Raw genomic sequence first — 20,805 nt, forward strand, 5'->3', positions numbered from 1 at the left:
TCAGAAGGTCCAGCCTTAAAGCACAATCGTGCCATCAATATTTGTAAACAGTTGTTGTTTTGCTTCCGTGCGATCCATTGCTGTAATGACAGTTGCATTTTTTGCACTGACGATTAGAGCTGCTTGTTCCATCAAGACTAATGGTTGTTTGACACCTTTTGAGTGTGCCTCAAATACTTTGTCAGATACAACCTGCCATTCTTGTTCAGTAATCGCAATATTACGCTCAACAATGCGTTCATGCGCATGCTTACTTACTTTCAGCTCTTGCTGCTCGGTAGCCGTAGCCTCCTGTAAATGAGCACTAAATGATTGCTGAGACCTTACAGGCGTATGTTGCGCTTGGCGAATAGTTGGATGCAATGGTACACGATGAATTGAAAACTTATCCATCTAAATTCCCACCTCTATTCGCTTATTACTGTGAATTCTTTTCCTGTTAGTTTTTTGTCATTGTCTAACACGTAGTAAATAATACCATCTTTACTTGTCACAGAGACAATCCGTCCTTGTAGCTCTTGTTCGCCATCATTATAAGTAACATTTTTACCAATCAGCTGACTTGCTTGTACAAGTGGTGATTCGGTCGATGAGTTGCTGCCATCTGTGCTTGTTTCTGTATTACTTAAAATAGCTGAAATATTACCAGGGTTTATCTCCTTGCCATCCGCTAACACAAACACTGCTTCACCATCTACAAACTTCAAGGATTGTATAATGCCTGTACCTTCTTTTACAATGGGCTTACTATTTTCATCTAATTCTTCGGTAATTTCATGCCATTTCACTTCTTTACCAACAAATGTTGTATAGTTCATAAGCTGTGTTTGTTGTTGTGAAAGCAGTAAGGATTCAATTGCCTTGGTCATATTTTGCATTTGCTCAAGAGAAGAGAACTGCGCCATTTGGGCAATAAACTCACGATCATCCATAGGATTTGTTGGATCTTGATGCTGTAACTGGGTAATTAGTAATTGTAAAAATGCATCTTTACCAAGCTCACTATTTCCTGTTTGCCTTGAAGGTGGCTTATAGCTTGAGTAGTAAAGATCATTTGAAATTTTCGTTTCTTCTGCCATGCTTACACCTCCTCATTTACTAGATAATCACTGAAGGACTTGCTATCATCGTCATCTTCATTTTTTTGCTCTTGCTCTTCTTCTTGCTGCTGCTTAAAGAAGTTATTAAAGAAGCTTTGATCACGTTGTTGACGATCTGCATCCTGCAATGACTGAGCAATATCAAGTCTATCCACTTGAATGTTCTGTTGAACAAAAGCTTGCTTTAATTGATGCGCTTGGCTATCGAGTAGTTCACGTCCATGCGCAGTAGAAGCAAGAAGACGTGCGGTTAAAACACCATCATTTTGTACAAGCTCGATACGAATTGTCCCCAGATTTTCTGGATATAATTTCAATGTTAAGCGGGTTATACCTTGCGCATTCGAGATTTGAGCTTTGTTGATAATGGCTTGCATCTCTTTAAGTAATGCCTCAGACTGTGCTGGCTTTGCTGCTGGTAGAGTGACTTGATATGTGTCTGCCTTTGTTTGTACAGTATTTGATGTGACCATCTCGTTAGCACTTGTATCCGTTTGTTTTGTTACCTGCACCTGTTGCACAACTTGTTGGAAGCCCTGTAACGGAAGTGAAACTGTTGTTTTTGTCGTTACTTGTAATGCAGTTTGAATTGTTTCAATCTGTGTTTGCATCGTTGTCAAAAAGTTTTTGCTATTCGATAACAAGTTTTCTTGTGATGCTGTTAAATCGGTTTTCCGGCCAACTAATTCAGCTAGCTTTAAGACCTGTAATAATTGCGTTACTTCTTTTGGTGTTACTTCTTCTTCACCTTGTAAAGCGGACACTACCTGTGTTTGAAGCAAAGGTGCTTGAGCATCTACTAATGCTAATAGCTCCCATACATCACTTGCTTGCTGTTCCTCGCCTAACAGCTGTTGAACCAATTTTTGCAATTGCTCTGCATCAATATTCAATGCAGCCATTAAATCATCAAGATTTAACATCTCATCGATAGCAACTGCTTTGCCATCTTCTCCAACTTGAAGCATCAACAAGCCGTCATCGTGTGGAATATCCAATAGATTTAATAGTTCCTCGATTGATTCCGCATTCAATACAGCCGCTAACTCTTCTAGCCCAGCTTGCCCAGTCTCCTCTTTTGTTCCAGTGGATTGTGCTATCTGCTGTGATTGATTTGTAGAGGAAATAACTTGTCCAAACACTGATCCAAATGTAGATAAACTATCTTTGGCTGTCACTTCATTAGTCTTAACGACAGCACTACTTGTTGGTGCATTTTTAGGTGTAGCTACTTTAGAAGACATCATTTGCATCATTGCAATATTCATGTTTTTCACCCCCTTTCAGATCTTATTGTTTCGACATCATTTCAGTATATTTTGCAGCATCTTGTGGATCCATCTTCTCTAGGATTGCTGCTAATTTATCTGGTTTTAAGCTCGATAAAATACGAAGTGCTTCAGTATCACTCATTTTAATGAGGATTGGTGCCGCTGCTTTAGCAGACATTTTATCGAAGGTTGTTAAAATCTCATTAAAATCTCGTTTAACGTCGTCTTGCTCTCTTTTTAATTTTTCAATTTCAAAGAGTAATTGTTCTTTATCCGTCAAAAGCTGTTCTTTTTCAGTCGTTGATGAATCCAATTTCTTTTGCAACTGTGTAATTTCAGCTTCTTTTTCTTGGATTTCAGCCTGTAAGCCAACTACCTTTGAATCGTTACTAACAACAGCTTCTTTCGCTTGTTGTTCTTCTGATTCAACAAAAGGTAAGCTTCCTAGTGCTTTTTTACTCAAATCAAAGATATTGGTATTCATCAGCGTAGCTACTATCAGTAGTACAGCTACAACAAACATAATCGGTATCAATATCCACATGAAAAACTTTTGAAAACCGCCGGATTTTTTCCGCGTTGGTCGTTGCTCTTCTAACTCTTTTACAATTCGATTGTTTTTTGCCATGAAATCACCTGATTTCTTTCTTGTTGTACGTGAGTGATGAAATTTCATCTAAAAAAATACTTTCAATACGATCCTGTTCTTTTTGGAACAATTTAAAATCCTTTTCGCGCATTTTTTCAAATTTACGTACTTCCAAGTTTTTTTCTAATAATTTTTCTTCATGCCAGTTCATTTTTGCACGTGCTTGTGCAACCTTTTGCTGCACATCAGCAATTGTCTTTTCAAGGCTGTCTATAAAGCGAGCATAATGATGAATTTCCTCGATCGATGAACCTATAGCTAAACGTTCTTGCTGAAATTCTATTAAATTTTCTTTCTTTTTCAGCAAATCATATAGCTTTGTTGCAATTTCTTCAAAAGAACGTACAGATTCTTTATAGGCGATTTCGGTTTCATTCTTTTCTTGCTCACGAATGGTTAACACTTTCTCAAAACGATATATATAACTGACCATCTATTTGCCCCCACCGTTCGATAATGTAATTAACTCATTCATACTTTCTTCAAGGGTCACCTTATCTAAATATCCTTGCTTTAAATAAGCAGTTATGAGTGGTTCATAATAAATCGCTTCATCAATTTCTTTTGATGTTCCCCGTTTATATGCACCGATATTGATGAGGTCCTCTGACTTGTCATATGTATAATAGAGTTCTCGCAAACGTTCCGCTGCTTTTTTATGCTCAGGCTCTGCCACATGATTCATCAAACGACTAACACTTTTCAACACATTAATAGCTGGATATTGTCCTTTATTTGCAAGATTACGATCAAGTACAATGTGTCCATCTAAAATGCCTCGTACTGTATCAGCAATGGGTTCATTCATGTCATCCCCATCTACTAAAACTGTGTAAAAGGCCGTAATAGAACCCTTCTCATTTGTACCTGTGCGCTCTAATAATTTAGGCAATATCGCGAATACAGATGGCGTATAACCTTTTTGAGCAGGAGGTTCTCCAGTAGCAAGGCCGATTTCTCGCTGTGCCATTGCAACACGCGTCACAGAGTCCATCATTAACATGACATTTAAGCCACGATTTCTAAAATACTCTGCAATAGCTGTCGCTGTGAAAGCACCTTTTATACGCATCAGCGCTGGCTGATCAGAGGTTGCCGCTACAACTATTGAGCGACTCAAACCCTCTTGTCCTAAATCACGCTCAATAAATTCACGAACCTCACGACCACGTTCTCCAACCAATGCAATTACGTTTAAATCAGCTTGTGTGTTACGCGCAATCATTCCGAGTAATGTACTTTTTCCGACCCCCGAACCGGCGAAAATCCCTACACGCTGTCCATTCCCTACTGTTAACATACCGTCAATGGCTTTTACACCAACCTCAAGCCTTTCATCAATTGGTGGACGTGTCAGTGGATTCGGCGGATCTTGCTCTGTTGGAACAGTCATTAGACCTTTCGGTAATAATGTACCATCAATAGGATTTCCCATAGAATCAAGTACTTTACCAATTAGCTCTGGTCCAACCCTTACCTCAAGTGGCGCACCTGTACCTTCAACTAAACAACCAATCGAAATTTCGCGCAACGAGGTAAATGGCATAAGGACTACTATTTCATCTTTAAAACCAACTACTTCTGCCAAAATTATTTGATGGCCATTTTTCGATGTTTCAACATGTATTTTACATACATCACCGATGGAACTATCCGGACCTTGCGACTCAATCATCAAGCCGACAACTCTCGTCACTCTACCAAACTTTTTAAAAGTAGGTATATTTGGAATTTGTTCGATTAATTGAGCCGTTTTCATCTGGATCATTCCTTACTTTCTAATATTTCATTCAGTTTTAATCTTAGTTCATTTAACTGCTCGTCAATACTTACGACGATACGGCCATGATTTGTTTCGATAAAGCAATCTGTTTCGTTCTCTAAATCTTCATTTACAAAAATCATAAATGGTACATCATTCGGAAACATTTCAGCTAATTCATCACGATTTGAAGTAATTAACCCGTAATAGGTTGGCGAAACGTAGATTTTTATTTCTTTCATTTCTCTCGCTTCTTTTAGTCCTCTTCTAACGATTGAGACATACAATTCATCGTCTCGTTCTAATGAAGCACCCATAATTCGTTCTGCCGCTGTCAGTCCTAGTTCCAAAATGACGGCCTCTTGATCTTGAATATATTTCCGAGCATTTTCCCCAGCTTGTACAATCACTTCATTGGCTGTTTGTAAGGATTGCGCCATTGCTTCATTGGCTCTGTTTGTTCCATCCTCATATCCTTGACCAAAGCCTTCATCATAAGCCTCTTGGACGCGATTAGGTCGTTCTTCTTCCCAACTTTGTTTCATGTGCTCCATCTCTTGGAAGTGCAGTTGTTTTTCTTGCTCAAAAGCCTCACGCTCATTCTGAAGTGCAGCTCTTGCCTCAGCAAGCAAACGATCACGTTCTTCAAGTATGTCTTCCATCGTAATTTGACTATGGAATGTTTCATCCGTCTCAATGTCGGGTATTTCAAACATGTCACGAATTTGTATCTCTTTTACAGTTTCGCTATTGGATTGTGTGTAAACAGAACGGATGATTCTAGACAATGACGTCATCTCCTCCACCACGTGCAATAATAATCTCACCAGCATCCTCTAAGCGACGAATTACCGCTACAATTCGTGATTGTGCTTCCTCTACGTCACGTAAACGTACAGGTCCCATAATCTCCATTTCTTCTTTAAACGTCTCAGCCATTCGTTGTGACATATTACGGAAAATAATATCTTTTACTTCTTCGCTTGATACTTTCATTGAAAGCAGTAGATCTTCATTTTCGCAATCACGAATAACACGCTGAATAGAGCGATTGTCCAGCGTCACGATGTCTTCGAATACAAACATGCGTTTTTTGATTTCTTCAGCAAGCTCAGGATCTTGGATTTCGAGTGCATCGAGAATTGTTTTTTCTGTTTGTCTATCTACACCATTTAATACTTCAACGACTGCATCGATGCCACCCGTTTCTGTGTAATCTTGTGTAACGGTAGAAGATAATTTACGTTCTAAAACAGACTCAATTTCACTAATTACCTCTGGCGAAGTGGACTCCATCATTGCTATACGTTTGGCGATATCTGCCTGCACCTCTTGTGGAAGTGAAGATAAAATAACACCTGCTTGCCCCGCTTCTAAATAAGAAAGAATGAGGGCAATTGTTTGCGGATGTTCATTTTGAATAAAGTTAAAAATTTGCGACGGGTCAGCTCTACGCGCAAAGTCGAAAGGCCGCACTTGTAAAGAGGATGTTAAACGATTAATAATCGTTTGGGCTTGCTCCATGCCAAGTGCTTTCTCAAGTACTGTTTTGGCGTAACCAATACCACCTTGTGTAATATAATCCTGCGCAAGGGCAATATTATGAAACTCTTCTATTATTTCTTCTTTCACGTTCGCTTCTACTTTTTTAACACCTGAAATTTCTAACGTCAAACGTTCAATTTCTTCTTCAGTTAAATGTTTATAGACAGAAGCTGAAACCTCAGGCCCTAGTGAAATTAACAAGAGTGCGGCCTTTTGTTTTCCGGTTAATTCCTTATCTTTCTTGGACACAGCCGAACCTCCTAGTTAGTCTTCCGCAATCCAACTACGCAGTAACTTCGCAAAATCGTCTGGCTTTTCTTTCGCCATTTTTTCAAGTTGCTTACGACGCATTGTAGCTTCCGTTTCAATTTCTTCATTAATATCATCAATCATAAGTTCTTCTTGTTCTTCTAGGATACTAAGTTCTTCTTCTTCCTTCGCACGTTTACGAGAACGAATGATGAAGAATGCTAGTAATAGAATGACAGCTAGTAAAATGCCCCCAATCACCCAAACCCACCATGGAATAACTGGTTTTTCACTACCTACGTCTGTTGCTTTACCAATTAAAGGTTGTATTGAAACAGCTACTTTTTCATCAATTTGCTCTTGTGTAAGTTCGGCTGCTACATCCTTTGAAATTGTCGTACGAACAATGGTACTTAAAATTTTCTCAATATCTTCTAGCACTCCATCTGGTAGCGATGCTGCATCTGCTGCTGTTGGTGGTTCAACAATTACTTGAATGCCGATATCTTGAATTTTATAAGGTGCCTCTTGAATATCTTTGCGGATACGGTTGACATCATTATTAATCGTTTCTTCCGTACGTTCGGACTCTCCGCCACCCATTGTACCTTCATTGTATGTTGTGAAGTTATCTGTTGTTGTTTCAGCTTCAGGTGTACCTGTTGCTGCGGCGCCTGAACCAGAATAAGATTCAGTAATACGTTGGGCACTAATCACAATCCCTTCCATATTCTCTTCATCAACAGGTGTCACTAAATTTTCTTCACGATTTTCTTTTTTAAAATCAATGTCTGTTGTCACAGATGCAATGACTTTATCTTGCCCCATTAAAGTACCAAGCATATTTTGTACTTGACGTTGCAAGTCACGTTCAACCATTTTTTTCATCTGTAACTGACCTTCAGCTGTAGTTGTTGATGAAGCATCAGCTGTTGCAGCATTTAGATCAAAGTACTCTGAGAATTGATTGGAAATAACGATATTGTCTGTGCTTAAATTCGGTATACTTTTTGATACTAAATTGTACATTGTGGAAATTTGTTGTTCTGTAAATTTATAGCCTGGATCTGTATTTAAAACGATAGAAGCACTTGCCTCTTCTTTTACATCTGTTACGAAAACACCCTCTTCAGGTAGAGTAATCATAACTTTTGCATCTTTTACACCTTCTAGATTATTGATCAATTTCCCAATCTCTGTTTCAGTTGCTGCTTTCTTCAGTAAGTTAAACTCATTATCTGTCATCCCAAAGCCAGAACTGTTTGCAAATGAGTAATCAATCGTACCTGTTTGAGGATATCCCTCTGATGCTAGTTGCACTAATAGACCATCTGCTTGTTGCTCAGGTACTAATATGGAAGTGCCTCCTGGAGCAATTTCATATTTTACACCTTGAGCATCCAACGCCTCTTTTACTTGGCCAATTTCTCTCGTCGACAAATCTTTATAGAGTGGTACATATGTAATTTTTGTAGCGAAAAATGTAATAACTGCTGCAAGTACTATAACACCTATTACTGAACCAATCATTACACCTTTTTGTTTTTTACTTCGACTAGTCCAAAATTGGCTGGTGTCGTTTTTTATTTTCGTCAATCGTTCATTCATTATGAATCCTCCGGTTATAGTGAATAACCTAGCAATCAATAATTCGCGATAACAGTGGTATCCCATAGTTTTCAATATTCTATTTACTATAAGCATAAAATTTATGACTATGGGAAACTTGTCTTTATTTATTGGTGTATATCATCACCTGTTCAATAAAGTTAGACACTCATTCGCATTATTTCTTGGTAAGCTTCAATCACCTTATTGCGAACTTCAATTGTTGCATTTAATGTAACGCTTGCCTTTTGTGATGCAATCATCACTTCGTGCAACTCTACGTCTCCACCAGTTATTAGCTTTTGCGTAAGATTATCAGATGTAATTTGCTGATCATTTACTTTTGAAATAGCTTCTTTTAACGAATTCGCAAAGCTCTGCTGCGCTTCATAAGGTGTCGTATTCAATTTATTTGTTTCGTTTACAACCTGAGTAGGTGTCATTAGTGAAACGGACGAAATTGTCATTATGTATCATCCTTTCTTCTTATTATTTGCCAATCTCTAAAGCTTTTGTCAGCATAGATTTATTGGCATTGAAAACTGTTATGTTAGCCTCGTAAGAACGTGTAGCAGACATTAAATCCACCATTTCTTTTAATGGATCCACATTCGGCATATTGACATAGCCATCTGCATTGGCATCTGGATGCGTCGGATCATACACCAATTTGAATGGTGTTTCTCTATCTTCTTTAATTTGTGTAACCTTTACGCCATTCCCTACACCACTTTTTGCATTTTTACCAAGTGCAACATTAAAGTATTTCGAAAATTGGTTTTCTTGAGCAGTAAGCGTGACAGATTTCCGTCGATACGGTTCCCATTCGCCATTTACCTGTCTAGCACGTGTCGTATCAGTATTTGCCATATTTGAAGAGATAACATCCATTCGTAGTCGTTGCGCCGTTAACGCAGAGGCAGTGGTATTCATCCCATGAAAGATAGACATTTATTACTTACCTCCTTTTATCACAGTATTTAATGTATTTAACTTACCGTTTACACGATCAATTAAGGCATTATAATAGATTTGATTTTCTGCTAATTTCGCTTGTTCAGCCTCCATATCTACACCATTCCCATTATTTCGATAACGTAAGCCATCCATGTTATTTACACCAGGCGTAGATTGTCTAATCGAGAAATCATAATGTCTATTATCCGTACGATATGCCGAAATAGATATTTCTTTTTCCGTTTCCAACATATTCTTAAAACTTACATTTTTCGCCTTATAATTCGGCGTATCGACATTCGCAATGTTATTCGCGATTGTTTTATGATTCAAAGTTGCATAGGAAAGTCCATTTTCCAGGCTACTAATAGTTCCACCAAATAAGTTCAAAACCATTCACCTCTTCTATTACTTCTTTATTTATCCAATAATACAATTGTAATTAAGATGCTACGTAGTGTCTATTGTCTTTTGTCACTTTTTAATAGTATATACGCCCTATTTTTTCAACTGACGACCCAGGACAAAACTATCTAAACCCTTATTAGGACTAGTTTTCACGCATTTTCGTACTTTTTCTAGTTATTTAACACTATTTCGACAGTGCTTACTATATTAGTAATAAGAATCTCCCTTTTTTTTACTATACCAATTTCGACACAATTCCCTAGTTAAAAACTCACAAATGAAATAACACCCAATTTTACCACTTATCATGTGCAATGACACGCAAAAAAAAGCTCCCTCAAAAACATTTGAGAGAGCCTATAGTTTAATCATTTATTTCATTTTAATTTCAGCAAGCGCGTTTAAGAATTTATCATTTAATACTTTAATGTACGTACCCTTCATTCCAAGAGAACGAGATTCAATCACACCTGCAGATTCTAGTTTACGTAATGCATTTACGATAACTGAACGTGTAATACCCACTCGGTCTGCAATTTTTGAAGCAACTAGTAAACCTTCATTACCATCAAGTTCTTCAAAAATATGCTCAATCGCTTCTAATTCACTGTATGAAAGTGAGTTAATCGCCATTTGCACAACAGCTTTGCTTCGCGCTTCTTCTTCGATTTCCTCAGATTTCTCACGTAAGATTTCCATACCTACTACTGTTGCACCATATTCAGCAAGAATTAAATCATCATCCTCGAATTGGGCAGATAAACGAGCAAGAATTAAAGTACCTAGGCGTTCACCACCACCAACGATCGGCACGATTGTTGTTAATGCGTTTTGGAACAATTCTTTGTTTTCAACTGGAAATGCAGTATGTTCATTATTAATATCTAAATTCGATGACGTCTCAGAAATTGTAAATAAGTTATGTGTGTATTCTTCAGGGAATTGACGCTCTTCGAACATCTTTTTCATACGTTCATTTTCGATTTGTTGGTGGATTGATATGCCTAAAAGTTTCCCTTTACGGCTTACAATATATACATTGCTATCAATAATATCACCTAATGTGTCGGCCATTTCCTTAAAGTTTACCGGCTTACCAGCAGATGCCTGGAGCATCGAGTTAATTTTACGCGTTTTTTCTAATAAATTCATTATATGTTCCTCCTATAAATAATCCGAAGAGTATTTACTTAATATTCTAAAGGTTTTTACAACTGAATGAAACTATTCAGCCTTATCTTACAATATAAACTGTGACAAATCTTTGTTTTTTACAATGCCCGCCAGTTTTTGATCCACATAAGCTGCTGTAATCGCAATATTAGCTGGAGCAATCTCAGACGCCTCAAATGATAATTCTTCTAGCAATCGTTCTAAAATGGTGTGTAAGCGACGCGCTCCGATATTATCTGTTTCTTGATTAACCTCAGTTGCAATTTCTGCTATACGATTAATGGCATCTTCTGCAAAGTTTATTTCTACACCCTCTGTTTCCAACAACGCTTTATATTGCAAAATAAGTGATTGATCTGGTTCTTGCAAAATACGTACAAAATCTTGTTTCGTTAACTTTTCGAGCTCTACTCGAATAGGGAACCGCCCTTGTAGTTCCGGAATTAAATCGGAAGGCTTAGTCATATGGAAAGCTCCAGCCGCGACGAACAACATAAAGTCAGTTTTGACAGCACCGTATTTCGTCGTCACTGTAGAACCCTCTACGATTGGCAGAATATCACGCTGTACACCTTCACGTGAAACACTCGCAGAAGAATTATTTTCTTTACTCGCAATTTTATCAATTTCATCGATAAAAATAATTCCCGATTGTTCAGCTCTCGAGACAGCCTCTTGTGCTACTTCATCTGCATCAATCAACTTATTTGCTTCCTCAATTGTTAAAATACGTCGAGCATCTTTTACTTGCAAACGGCGTTTCTTCTGTTTTTTAGGCATTAAGCTGGATAACATATCTTGCATCCCGCTATTTGCAGACATATCCATTCCTGTCCCTTGTAATGCATCAAAAATAGAAGGGTTTTGCTCTGTTACTTCAACTGTAACCCATTCATTTTCTAATTTACCGTTGCGTAAATCGATAGCGATCTGCGCACGTTTTGAACGCACTTCAGTTTCTTCAGAAGATGTATCTTCTGGTGACTGTTGTTCTTTGCCACCAAATAACATTTCAAATGGATTTTGCATAGCTTGCTTTTTTCTTAAGGAAGGAACAAGTAATTTAACAATTGCCTCATTCGCTAGTTCCTCTGCTTGCTCCTGTACGGATTCCATCATTTCTTCCTTCACAAGACGATGGGAAGCTTCCACAACATCACGTACCATTGACTCCACGTCACGTCCAACGTAGCCCACTTCTGTAAATTTAGTTGCTTCAACCTTCACAAACGGAGCATTTGTTAACTTGGCAATTCTTCTGGCAATTTCTGTTTTACCAACTCCTGTAGGCCCAATCATCAAAATATTTTTTGGAATGACTTCAGCCTTCATGTCTTCAGCTAACAGAGAACGACGATAACGATTACGCAGCGCAATGGCTACTGCTCGTTTCGCTTCATTTTGTCCAACGATATAACGATCCAAATGCTCAGTAATTTGTCTTGGCGTTAAGTTGTGTTGTGTCATTAGTTAAGCGCCTCCACGATAATATTATGATTTGTAAATACACATATTTCAGCCGCTGTTTCTAACGCTGCCTCTGCAATCTCACGGGCAGACATCGTATCCCCTGCATATTTTTTAAGGGCACGACCTGCTGATAATGCATAGTTGCCACCTGAACCAATTGCCAAAATACCATCATCTGGTTCAATGACTTCTCCAGTACCCGAAACAAGTAATAACGTGGTTTTATCCATCACAAGCAACATCGCCTCTAATTGACGCAACATTTTATCACCACGCCATTGCTTTGCAACTTCTACCGCTGCGCGTTGTAAATTACCATTGTATTCATTTAATTTGGCTTCAAACATTTCAAAAAGTGTAAAAGCATCTGCTACCGAGCCTGCAAAACCTGCAAGCACCTGCCCATTAAACAGACGTCTGACCTTCCTCGCTGTACCTTTCATCACAACTGCATTACCAAGCGTCACTTGACCGTCGCCAGCCATAGCGCACCCGCCATTATGATGAACTGCAAATATCGTTGTCGCATGAATTTGTCCCATTTGCCTTCCTCCTTAGCCTCTATTATGCCCGTGGATGAGCATTCATATATGTTTGTCGAAGATGCTCATTTGTTACATGCGTGTAAACTTGTGTAGAAGATAAATGTGAGTGCCCCAGCAACTCCTGTACCGTACGTAAATCTGCGCCATTATTCAGTAAATGTGTTGCAAATGTATGACGAAGCATATGTGGGTATATTTTTGTATGAAGTGAGGCCTTGTCAATCATTTCATTTAAAATATGACGTACCCCTCGTGGTGTAAGTTCCCCACCGCGCATGTTGACAAACACTTGCTGATGAACTGTTTTTTTCATCAAGCGCGGACGAGCCTGCTCTAAGTAGTCTTGCAAAGCTACACTCGCAAATTGACCAAAAGGAATAATGCGCTCTTTTCGTCCTTTACCCATTACTCGAACGATTGAATAATGGAAATCTATATCTCCTATCATAATGGATGTAAGCTCGCTCACACGAATGCCTGTTGCATATAAAAACTCTAAAATAGCCATATTTCGCAACGATTTAAAATCTTCTCCTACATTTGCATCAAAAAGCTGCATCAATTCTTCTTCGTAGAAAAAGCTTGGTAAACGTGATTCTTTTTTCGGATGATAAAGTGAACGAAATGCGCCATCATCCAATCCGTGCTGTCTATTTAGGAAGCGAAAAAAGGAGCGAATTGAAGAAATTTTTCTTGATACAGAAGATCTTGCTTTTTTTTCATCATACAACTTCGTAACATAAAGACGTGCATGTATATACTCAACACTCGCTAAATCATTAACGTCCTCTGCCTGTAAAAACGTTAAAAAATCTAAGAGGTCTGATTCATATTCTCGCACCGTATGAACAGAGAAGTTTTTTTCTACTTGGATGTAAAGCATGAACTGTTCAAGTGCTACTTGGGACGAAACTATCATTAAAGATTCACCACCAACGAATTATTCGTAACCTTCTTCCATTACTATCATCAACAAATTTAAAGGATAAATCCATTGTCATCCCTTATTTGCTAATCAATTAAGTAATCTTCAAAAAACATACATATTGACACTATACCTATCTTCGTAATATAGCAAGTGAAAATGGTTATATTTTGAGAAAATCTCAATACAAAATAATAAAATGCGTGTAAATAAGCATTTTGTTTATAAAAAGAAAAAGCCTCTAAAAGTATATCAACTTTCAGAGACCTTTAGCAATTAAATCGTTTGTGAATTCACAAAATTTTGAATCGTTTCCAAAGCGCGTGTTGCATGCATTTCTGCACGTTCTGGTTTTGAGCGACGACCTGGTGGTAATTCAGGGAATATTCCAAAGTTGACGTTCATTGGTTGGAAGTTTTTCGACTGCGCTTCTGTTATATAACGCGCCATACTTCCCATTGCTGTTTCCGATGGGAAAATAAGCGGTTCTTGCCCTAATGCTAAACGTGCCGCATTTATCCCCGCAATTAGCCCACTACCAGCAGATTCTACATATCCTTCTACACCTGTCATTTGCCCAGCGAAGAAAATGTTTTTATGCTCGCGTAACTGATAAGTTTTCTCTAATACTTTCGGCGAGTTAATGAACGTATTTCGATGCATCACACCATATCGGACAATTTCAACATTCTCTAATCCAGGAATTAGTTGTAGTACTTCTTTTTGTGGTCCCCATTTTAAATGCGTTTGGAAACCCACGATATTGTAAAGCGTGCCCGCCGCATCATCTTGACGCAATTGTACAACAGCATATGGACGTTTACCTGTTTTTGGATCTTCTAGTCCTACTGGTTTCATCGGGCCAAAAAGCATTGTTTTTTCTCCACGTGCTGCCATTACTTCAATAGGCATGCACCCTTCAAAGTAAATTTCTTTTTCAAACTCTTTTAATGGCACCACTTCTGCATCGATTAATGCTTGACGGAAACGGTCAAATTCCTCTTTCGTCATTGGACAATTTAAATAAGCCGCTTCGCCCTTATCATAACGAGATTTCAAATAAACCTTATCCATATCAATGCTATCTTTTTCGATAATCGGTGCCGCTGCATCATAGAAATACAAATAATCGAGACCTGTTAAACCTTGAATTTTTTCAGCTAATCCTTTAGAAGTGAGTGGGCCGGTTGCAATAACCGTAATACCTTCTGGAATTTTTGTCACTTCTTCGTGAATAACCTCTACTAGAGGATGATTTTTAACTGCTTCTGTGACATAACCAGCAAATTCGTGGCGGTCAACTGCAAGTGCGCCACCTGCTGGTACCGAGCACGCATCTGCCGCTTTTAGAATTACCGAATCTAACATACGCATTTCTTCTTTAATAACACCCACAGCATTTGTTAGTGTATTTGCACGTAATGAGTTTGAGCATACAAGTTCTGCAAATTTATCGGTATGATGAGCGGGTGTTTGCTTTACCGGGCGCATTTCATAAAGTCGAACTTTTACGCCGCGTTTTGCAATTTGCCAAGCTGCCTCACTACCCGCAAGACCAGCACCTATTACATTTACTACTTGTTCCGTCATGTTCTTACCATCTTTCTATTATTGAGTAGGTGTTTCTTCGTAGTCACATTTCGTGCACTGAATTTGCACACCTTTTTTCAGTTTTTTCTCTACTAATAATTCACTACACTTCGGACATGGTCTACTAATTGGCTTGTCCCATGATACAAACTCGCACTCAGGGTACTGATTGCAACCATAGAATAAACGTTTTGTTTTACTTTTACGCTCTACAATCTCGCCCGTTTCACAAGATGGACATTTTACGCCAATTGGCTTCATGATTGCTTTTGTATTACGACAGTCCGGGAAGTTTGAGCATGCCATAAATTTCCCATATCTGCCTAATTTATAGACCATTGGCGAACCACATTTTTCACAATCTTCACCAGCTGGTTCATCTTTAATCACAACTTTTTCCATTTCAGCATCTGCATACTTCACATGAACCTCAAAGTCTTTATAAAACTCATCGATAACTTCTACCCATTGACGACTACCTTCTTCAACATCATCAAGATCTTGTTCCATTTTCGCAGTGAATTCGATATTTATGATATCTGGAAAAAATTCTAGTACGAGTTGGTGTACGATTTCACCCAACTCAGTTGGCATGAATCGCTTTGCATCTAACACCACATAGCCACGGCGCTGTAATGTATCGAGGGTCGGTGCATATGTGGACGGGCGCCCTATACCTATCTCTTCCATTGTTTTTACAAGTCGCGCCTCTGAATAACGTGGTGGTGGCTGTGTAAAATGTTGCTTCGGTTCGATTTCAAGAGACTTCACTTGATCACCAATTTCCATTTCAGGTAGAAGTTTTGTTGTTTCTTCCGTTTGGTCATCAGTACCTTCTATATATAGTTTCATAAAGCCTGCAAATTTTACTTGAGAGCCGTTCGCACGGAATAATACGTTACCATTTTGAAGATCAACAGCAACTGTATCTAGTACAGCTGGTGCCATTTGACTTGCGATAAAGCGCTCCCAAATCAATCGGTATAAACGTAATTGGTCACGACTAAGTACTGTTTTTAATTCATCTGGTGCGCGCATTGTGCTTGTCGGACGAATTGCCTCATGGGCGTCCTGTGCATTTGATGCCTTTTTTGCCTGCTTGATGTCTGTTGCGATGAATTCTTTTCCATACTTTGATTCGATATATAAAACGGATTCCTTTTTTGCTGTTTCGGAAATACGTGTTGAATCCGTACGCATATACGTAATCAAACCAACCGTTCCTTCTTTTTTACCGATATCGATACCTTCATACAATTGTTGTGCAAGCATCATGGTTTTCTTCGCACGGAAGTTTAACTTTCGAGCTGCCTCTTGTTGTAGAGAAGATGTCGTAAAAGCAGGTGCTGCATTTCTTTTACGTTCTTTTTTTGTTACATTCACAACGTCAAATGCTGTACCCTTCACGCTTTTTAATACGGATTTCACTTGCTCTTCATTTGTTAATTTTATTTTGTCTTTGCCATCTCCAAAGTAAAGAGCATCAAAAGTTTTCTTTCCCTTTTCAAAAGAGCCTTCTATTGTCCAGTACTCTTCTGGCTGAAAGTTTTTAATTTCATTTTCGCGATCAATAATCATGCGCAGTGCTACAGATTGTACACGTCCTGCCGATAATCCCTTTTTTACTTTCTTCCAAAGAATCGGACTAATGTTATAACCTACAAGTCGGTCTAACATACGTCTTGCTTGCTGTGCATCCACTAAATCCATGTTAATAGAACGAGGGTTCTTAAAAGATTCAAGAATTGCGTCTTTTGTAATTTCATTGAAAACGACACGACAATCCGAATGAATATCAATATTTAACGCAGTCGCAAGGTGCCAGGCAATCGCCTCTCCCTCGCGGTCTGGATCGGCTGCTAGATATATTTTCTTTACTTTTTTAGCCGCAGACTTTAGTTCCTGTAAAACAGGCCCTTTACCGCGAATTGTAATATATTTTGGTTCGTAGTTATTTTCAGTATCAATGCCCATTTGGCTACGTGGTAGGTCACGAACATGCCCGACCGACGCTTTTACTTTGTATTTTTTTCCTAAATAACGCTCAATTGTTTTTGCTTTTGCTGGTGATTCTACAATCACTAAATAATCCGCCATCTATGTCTCCCCCTTAGCGAGGTCTAATGCTAAATTTTTATGTTACCTGTTGCAAAATGTATAACAGATTTTAAGATAATGCAACTTTTTTTCAATTTTTGCTAGAAAAGAGCGCTAGTGATTCAACGATTTGATAGCCGTTACACACAGGTATAGCTCCTTCTAAAATTAACTTATTTGTCCCCATTGACTGCTCTGCATCAATCGGCCCTGGCACAACAAAAACATCTTTTCCTTGCTCTAATGCGCATTCAGTTGTAATAAGAGTACCACTTCTCAGTGCCGCTTCTGTCACTACTAATGCTTGTGACAGACCACTAATTATGCGATTACGCATTGGAAAGTGCCATTTTTCCGGTTTTACATAAGGTGGATATTCTGTGACAAGTAACTGATTCTCTGCCATTTTTTCAGCAAGGGCCTGATTTTCTTTTGGATACATATGATGAAAACCATGTCCAAGCACTGCAATTGTTTTGCCATCCACCTTAATTGTTGTCTCATGAGCCATTGTATCTGCTCCTCGCGCAAGCCCACTCACGACCGTGTATTCGTGTTCAACAAGTGGCGGGACAATTAAGTCCATTGCAGTCTTTGTATAGGTTGTAGCCTTTCTAGAGCCTATAATAGCTACCTGTTTATCACTTGTTAACAGAGAATATCGACCTTTCACATACAATACAGTAGGTGGACTTGGTATTTCAAATAATTGCGCCGGGTAATAAGGGTGATGAAAGGGTATGGGGAAAATATTAGCCTGTGCATAAGCCTCTTCAAGCGACAAGCTAATGACGCGCTGAAAGCTTTGAGAAATTTGCTTAGCCTTTGACACTGGAATTTGTAATGCTTTCGCAATCTCATTTGGGTTCGCTTCTTCAAAATAACTTAATACATCCACCGGGGACAATAATTGTTGAAGTTTTTGGAGTGGTAATGGATATATATAATGCAAAGCTAGCAGTCTCTGTAGATCTAGTGAAAAAATCATCTAAAAACCTCCTTTTTAATAGAAGAAAATAAATGACCGCATTTTTCATTTCACCACAATAAAAGTAGAAAAGTGTATTTGCATTCGCCCGCTTACACGTCTGTGAAAAACGCTACGATCTTTGACATCACTGACATCATGTAAGCCTTCAATAATGGTACTATCGAAACAAAAGTAAAAGTTCCTTCACTTTAAATCGGGCATCGAAGTGGACTTAAGCATACAGTGCAAATACGTAGACAGAGAAAAAGATGTAGCCACAATGTGCTACATCTTCCATTTTAATGGGTTTTACACTTTTCGTATAGCCCTTTTTCTTTAATTACTTTAATAAGTGTTTCACCAATCACTGAAGGGGTTTCTGCTACTTCAATGCCAGCCGCATTCATAGCTTTAATTTTTTCAGCTGCTGTTCCTTTACCACCAGAAATAATGGCACCTGCGTGGCCCATTCGTTTTCCTGGAGGGGCTGTTTGTCCACCGATAAAGCCAACAACAGGTTTTGTCATATTTGCTTTTATCCATTCAGCTGCTTCCTCCTCAGCTGTACCACCAATTTCTCCAATCATGACAACTGCGTATGTCTCAGGGTCATTGTTGAATGCTTCAAGTGCATCGATAAAGTTTGTCCCATTAACAGGGTCTCCTCCAATGCCAACAGCTGTTGTTTGGCCAATACCAGCTTGTGTTAATTGGTGAACTGCCTCGTATGTTAATGTCCCGGAACGAGAAACCACCCCTACATGGCCTTTAGTATGAATATACCCTGGCATAATACCAATCTTACATTCATCGGCTGTAATAACACCTGGACAGTTTGGACCAACTAGGCGTGTTTTTTTGCCTTCCATATAACGTTTAACTTTTACCATATCAAGGACAGGAATATGCTCTGTAATACAAATTGTTAATGCTAGCTCAGCATCCACAGCCTCTAAAATCGCATCTGCTGCAAATGGCGCAGGCACGTAAATAACCGAAGCTGTTGCACCAGTCGCTGCTACAGCTTCTGATACTGTATTAAATACGGGTACGCCCTCGATTTCAAGTCCACCTTTACCAGGTGTTACGCCTGCTACGATTTTTGTACCATATTCAAGCATTTGCTTCGTATGGAATAGCGCTGTTTCGCCTGTAATTCCTTGTACAATTACCTTTGTATCTTTATTAATAAATACAGCCATTGTTCTCCCTGCCTTCCTTAGCCTACTAGTCCCACAATTTTTTGCGCACCGTCAGCCATTGAATCCGCTGCCACGATGTTTAAACCAGATGCGTTTAAGATTTCTTTTCCAAGTTCTACATTCGTACCTTCTAAACGAACTACTAACGGTACAGCTAAACCAATTTCTTTCGCTGCTGTTACTACACCTTCAGCGATAATGTTACATTTCATAATGCCACCAAATATATTGACAAAAATTCCTTTTACATGTGAATCAGAAAGGATAATCTTGAATGCTTCTGTTACTTTTTCAGCTGTAGCGCCGCCCCCAACATCAAGGAAGTTAGCGGGACTACCTCCGTAGTAGCTGATTGTATCCATTGTCGCCATAGCAAGACCAGCTCCATTTACCATACAGCCAATGTTGCCATCTAGTGAAATATAGCTAAGGTCATATTTGGAAGCCTCGATTTCTTTTGCATCTTCCTCATCAAAATCGCGTAACTCAACAATATCTTTATGACGGTATAATGCATTTGCATCAAAGTTAAATTTAGCATCTAACGCTACCACTTCCCCTTGTCCAGTTACAACAAGTGGATTAATTTCTACAATAGAAGCATCCTTGTCGATAAATGCTTGATATAAGCCTAACATTAATTTAACAGCTTTCCCTACTAGGTTTGCTGGAATATTCATATTAAACGCCATGCGACGTGCTTGGAAGCTTGTCAAACCGATTACTGGGTCAACAACTTCTTTGAAGATTTTTTCTGGGTGTTCTTCTGCTACTTCTTCAATATCCATGCCGCCCTCTTCAGAACCCATCACCGTTACACGAGATGTAGCGCGGTCTAGTACTAAACTCAAATAATACTCTTTTTGAATATCAGAACCCTCTTCAATGTATAAACGTTTTACTTCTTTTCCTTCTGGACCTGTTTGATGTGTCACTAAAATTTTCCCTAATAATTCCTTTGCGTAAGTTCGTACTTCATCAAGGTTTTTAGCGATTTTTACACCACCTGCTTTACCGCGTCCACCCGCATGAATTTGCGCCTTGACTACTGTGACGTTAGAGCCAAGTTCTTTCGCTACCTTCACTGCTTCATCAGGGGAAAAAGCAACTTTTCCGTTGGGTACAGCTACACCATATTTTCTAAGAATCTCTTTCCCTTGATATTCATGGATATTCATAATACATCCTCCCATCAAACATTTGCAAAATTGTTTTACTAACATATCTATTCTAACTAAAGATTCTGATAAAGTCTACACTTTGTCTTTTTTTCGAATTTTATAG

At 38.7% G+C, this 20,805-nt stretch carries 21 protein-coding genes; all 21 read right to left on the minus strand.

Translation table 11 applies throughout. The features are described from left to right. Positions 1 to 15 precede the first annotated feature (15 nt). The gene (locus ACQKII_RS00240; protein WP_427455203.1) at positions 16 to 393 is read right to left on the minus strand and encodes a TIGR02530 family flagellar biosynthesis protein; all 378 of its coding nucleotides are present in this window, start codon (positions 391 to 393) and stop codon (positions 16 to 18) included. A 14-nt stretch (positions 394 to 407) separates the two neighbouring features. Beyond that, positions 408 to 1,079, minus strand: coding sequence for a flagellar hook assembly protein FlgD (gene flgD, locus ACQKII_RS00245; protein WP_427455205.1), 672 nt, complete (start codon positions 1,077 to 1,079; stop codon positions 408 to 410). A gap of 2 nt (positions 1,080 to 1,081) precedes the next feature. Beyond that, positions 1,082 to 2,368, minus strand: a complete 1,287-nt coding sequence (locus tag ACQKII_RS00250) for a flagellar hook-length control protein FliK (protein ID WP_427455207.1) — start codon at positions 2,366 to 2,368, stop codon at positions 1,082 to 1,084. Positions 2,369 to 2,390: 22 nt separating this feature from the next. After that, the gene (locus ACQKII_RS00255; protein ID WP_427455209.1) at positions 2,391 to 2,999 is read right to left on the minus strand and encodes a MotE family protein; all 609 of its coding nucleotides are present in this window, start codon (positions 2,997 to 2,999) and stop codon (positions 2,391 to 2,393) included. Positions 3,000 to 3,003: 4 nt separating this feature from the next. Beyond that, positions 3,004 to 3,453, minus strand: a complete 450-nt coding sequence (gene fliJ, locus ACQKII_RS00260) for a flagellar export protein FliJ (protein WP_427455211.1) — start codon at positions 3,451 to 3,453, stop codon at positions 3,004 to 3,006. Then, positions 3,454 to 4,779: a flagellar protein export ATPase FliI gene (gene fliI, locus ACQKII_RS00265; RefSeq protein ID WP_427455213.1), complete on the minus strand. Its 1,326-nt coding sequence runs from the start codon at positions 4,777 to 4,779 to the stop codon at positions 3,454 to 3,456. It lies immediately after the preceding gene. Between the two features lie 5 nt (positions 4,780 to 4,784). Next, entirely contained in the window at positions 4,785 to 5,570 is a 786-nt protein-coding gene (gene fliH, locus ACQKII_RS00270) for a flagellar assembly protein FliH (protein WP_427455215.1), read from the minus strand. Then, positions 5,563 to 6,576, minus strand: a complete 1,014-nt coding sequence (gene fliG / locus ACQKII_RS00275; RefSeq protein WP_427455217.1) for a flagellar motor switch protein FliG — start codon at positions 6,574 to 6,576, stop codon at positions 5,563 to 5,565. Before fliG ends, fliH begins: the two co-directional genes overlap by 8 nt. A 15-nt stretch (positions 6,577 to 6,591) precedes the next feature. Then, positions 6,592 to 8,184: a flagellar basal-body MS-ring/collar protein FliF gene (gene fliF / locus ACQKII_RS00280; RefSeq protein ID WP_427455219.1), complete on the minus strand. Its 1,593-nt coding sequence runs from the start codon at positions 8,182 to 8,184 to the stop codon at positions 6,592 to 6,594. Between the two features lie 161 nt (positions 8,185 to 8,345). Further along, on the minus strand, positions 8,346 to 8,651 hold the full coding sequence (gene fliE / locus ACQKII_RS00285; RefSeq protein WP_427455221.1) for a flagellar hook-basal body complex protein FliE: 306 nt from the start codon (positions 8,649 to 8,651) through the stop codon (positions 8,346 to 8,348). Between the two features lie 22 nt (positions 8,652 to 8,673). Next, the gene (gene flgC / locus ACQKII_RS00290) at positions 8,674 to 9,135 is read right to left on the minus strand and encodes a flagellar basal body rod protein FlgC (protein WP_010858438.1); all 462 of its coding nucleotides are present in this window, start codon (positions 9,133 to 9,135) and stop codon (positions 8,674 to 8,676) included. A 3-nt stretch (positions 9,136 to 9,138) separates the two neighbouring features. Then, positions 9,139 to 9,531, minus strand: a complete 393-nt coding sequence (gene flgB / locus ACQKII_RS00295; protein ID WP_427455223.1) for a flagellar basal body rod protein FlgB — start codon at positions 9,529 to 9,531, stop codon at positions 9,139 to 9,141. Between the two features lie 390 nt (positions 9,532 to 9,921). Next, the gene (codY, locus tag ACQKII_RS00300; RefSeq protein ID WP_143997651.1) at positions 9,922 to 10,701 is read right to left on the minus strand and encodes a GTP-sensing pleiotropic transcriptional regulator CodY; all 780 of its coding nucleotides are present in this window, start codon (positions 10,699 to 10,701) and stop codon (positions 9,922 to 9,924) included. An 87-nt stretch (positions 10,702 to 10,788) separates the two neighbouring features. Then, positions 10,789 to 12,189, minus strand: a complete 1,401-nt coding sequence (gene hslU / locus ACQKII_RS00305) for an ATP-dependent protease ATPase subunit HslU (RefSeq protein ID WP_427455225.1) — start codon at positions 12,187 to 12,189, stop codon at positions 10,789 to 10,791. After that, on the minus strand, positions 12,189 to 12,734 hold the full coding sequence (gene hslV, locus ACQKII_RS00310) for an ATP-dependent protease subunit HslV (RefSeq protein WP_143997649.1): 546 nt from the start codon (positions 12,732 to 12,734) through the stop codon (positions 12,189 to 12,191). The genes hslU and hslV overlap by 1 nt, the downstream gene beginning before the upstream one ends. 22 nt (positions 12,735 to 12,756) lie before the next feature. After that, positions 12,757 to 13,656 (minus strand): tyrosine recombinase XerC, encoded by a 900-nt coding sequence (gene xerC, locus ACQKII_RS00315; protein ID WP_427455227.1) that lies wholly within the window; start codon positions 13,654 to 13,656, stop codon positions 12,757 to 12,759. A gap of 282 nt (positions 13,657 to 13,938) precedes the next feature. Further along, positions 13,939 to 15,252 (minus strand): FADH(2)-oxidizing methylenetetrahydrofolate--tRNA-(uracil(54)-C(5))-methyltransferase TrmFO, encoded by a 1,314-nt coding sequence (trmFO, locus tag ACQKII_RS00320; protein WP_427455229.1) that lies wholly within the window; start codon positions 15,250 to 15,252, stop codon positions 13,939 to 13,941. Between the two features lie 18 nt (positions 15,253 to 15,270). Next, positions 15,271 to 17,349: a type I DNA topoisomerase gene (gene topA, locus ACQKII_RS00325; RefSeq protein ID WP_427455230.1), complete on the minus strand. Its 2,079-nt coding sequence runs from the start codon at positions 17,347 to 17,349 to the stop codon at positions 15,271 to 15,273. Between the two features lie 91 nt (positions 17,350 to 17,440). Continuing rightward, positions 17,441 to 18,337, minus strand: a complete 897-nt coding sequence (dprA, locus tag ACQKII_RS00330; RefSeq protein ID WP_427455232.1) for a DNA-processing protein DprA — start codon at positions 18,335 to 18,337, stop codon at positions 17,441 to 17,443. A 281-nt stretch (positions 18,338 to 18,618) separates the two neighbouring features. Further along, on the minus strand, positions 18,619 to 19,521 hold the full coding sequence (gene sucD / locus ACQKII_RS00335) for a succinate--CoA ligase subunit alpha (RefSeq protein ID WP_427455234.1): 903 nt from the start codon (positions 19,519 to 19,521) through the stop codon (positions 18,619 to 18,621). 17 nt (positions 19,522 to 19,538) lie between these two features. Next, complete coding sequence (sucC, locus tag ACQKII_RS00340; RefSeq protein ID WP_427455236.1) at positions 19,539 to 20,699, minus strand: ADP-forming succinate--CoA ligase subunit beta; 1,161 nt, start codon at positions 20,697 to 20,699, stop codon at positions 19,539 to 19,541. Positions 20,700 to 20,805 lie beyond the last annotated feature (106 nt).

Origin of the sequence: Lysinibacillus sp. NPDC048646, from assembly GCF_050272295.1 — a bacterium.
Classification (GTDB): domain Bacteria; phylum Bacillota; class Bacilli; order Bacillales_A; family Planococcaceae; genus Lysinibacillus.

Coding starts and splice junctions, on each gene's coding strand:
- topA (WP_427455230.1), bottom strand. CDS start 17,349: ATGGCGGATTATTTAGTGATTGTAGAATCACCAGCAAAAGCAAAAACA.
- flgD (WP_427455205.1), bottom strand. CDS start 1,079: ATGGCAGAAGAAACGAAAATTTCAAATGATCTTTACTACTCAAGCTAT.
- fliE (WP_427455221.1), bottom strand. CDS start 8,651: ATGACAATTTCGTCCGTTTCACTAATGACACCTACTCAGGTTGTAAAC.
- fliF (WP_427455219.1), bottom strand. CDS start 8,184: ATGAATGAACGATTGACGAAAATAAAAAACGACACCAGCCAATTTTGG.
- sucC (WP_427455236.1), bottom strand. CDS start 20,699: ATGAATATCCATGAATATCAAGGGAAAGAGATTCTTAGAAAATATGGT.
- dprA (WP_427455232.1), bottom strand. CDS start 18,337: ATGATTTTTTCACTAGATCTACAGAGACTGCTAGCTTTGCATTATATA.
- flgC (WP_010858438.1), bottom strand. CDS start 9,135: ATGTCTATCTTTCATGGGATGAATACCACTGCCTCTGCGTTAACGGCG.
- sucD (WP_427455234.1), bottom strand. CDS start 19,521: ATGGCTGTATTTATTAATAAAGATACAAAGGTAATTGTACAAGGAATT.
- fliJ (WP_427455211.1), bottom strand. CDS start 3,453: ATGGTCAGTTATATATATCGTTTTGAGAAAGTGTTAACCATTCGTGAG.
- fliI (WP_427455213.1), bottom strand. CDS start 4,779: ATGAAAACGGCTCAATTAATCGAACAAATTCCAAATATACCTACTTTT.
- hslU (WP_427455225.1), bottom strand. CDS start 12,189: ATGACACAACACAACTTAACGCCAAGACAAATTACTGAGCATTTGGAT.
- xerC (WP_427455227.1), bottom strand. CDS start 13,656: ATGATAGTTTCGTCCCAAGTAGCACTTGAACAGTTCATGCTTTACATC.
- trmFO (WP_427455229.1), bottom strand. CDS start 15,252: ATGACGGAACAAGTAGTAAATGTAATAGGTGCTGGTCTTGCGGGTAGT.
- ACQKII_RS00255 (WP_427455209.1), bottom strand. CDS start 2,999: ATGGCAAAAAACAATCGAATTGTAAAAGAGTTAGAAGAGCAACGACCA.
- ACQKII_RS00240 (WP_427455203.1), bottom strand. CDS start 393: ATGGATAAGTTTTCAATTCATCGTGTACCATTGCATCCAACTATTCGC.
- hslV (WP_143997649.1), bottom strand. CDS start 12,734: ATGGGACAAATTCATGCGACAACGATATTTGCAGTTCATCATAATGGC.
- codY (WP_143997651.1), bottom strand. CDS start 10,701: ATGAATTTATTAGAAAAAACGCGTAAAATTAACTCGATGCTCCAGGCA.
- ACQKII_RS00250 (WP_427455207.1), bottom strand. CDS start 2,368: ATGAATATTGCAATGATGCAAATGATGTCTTCTAAAGTAGCTACACCT.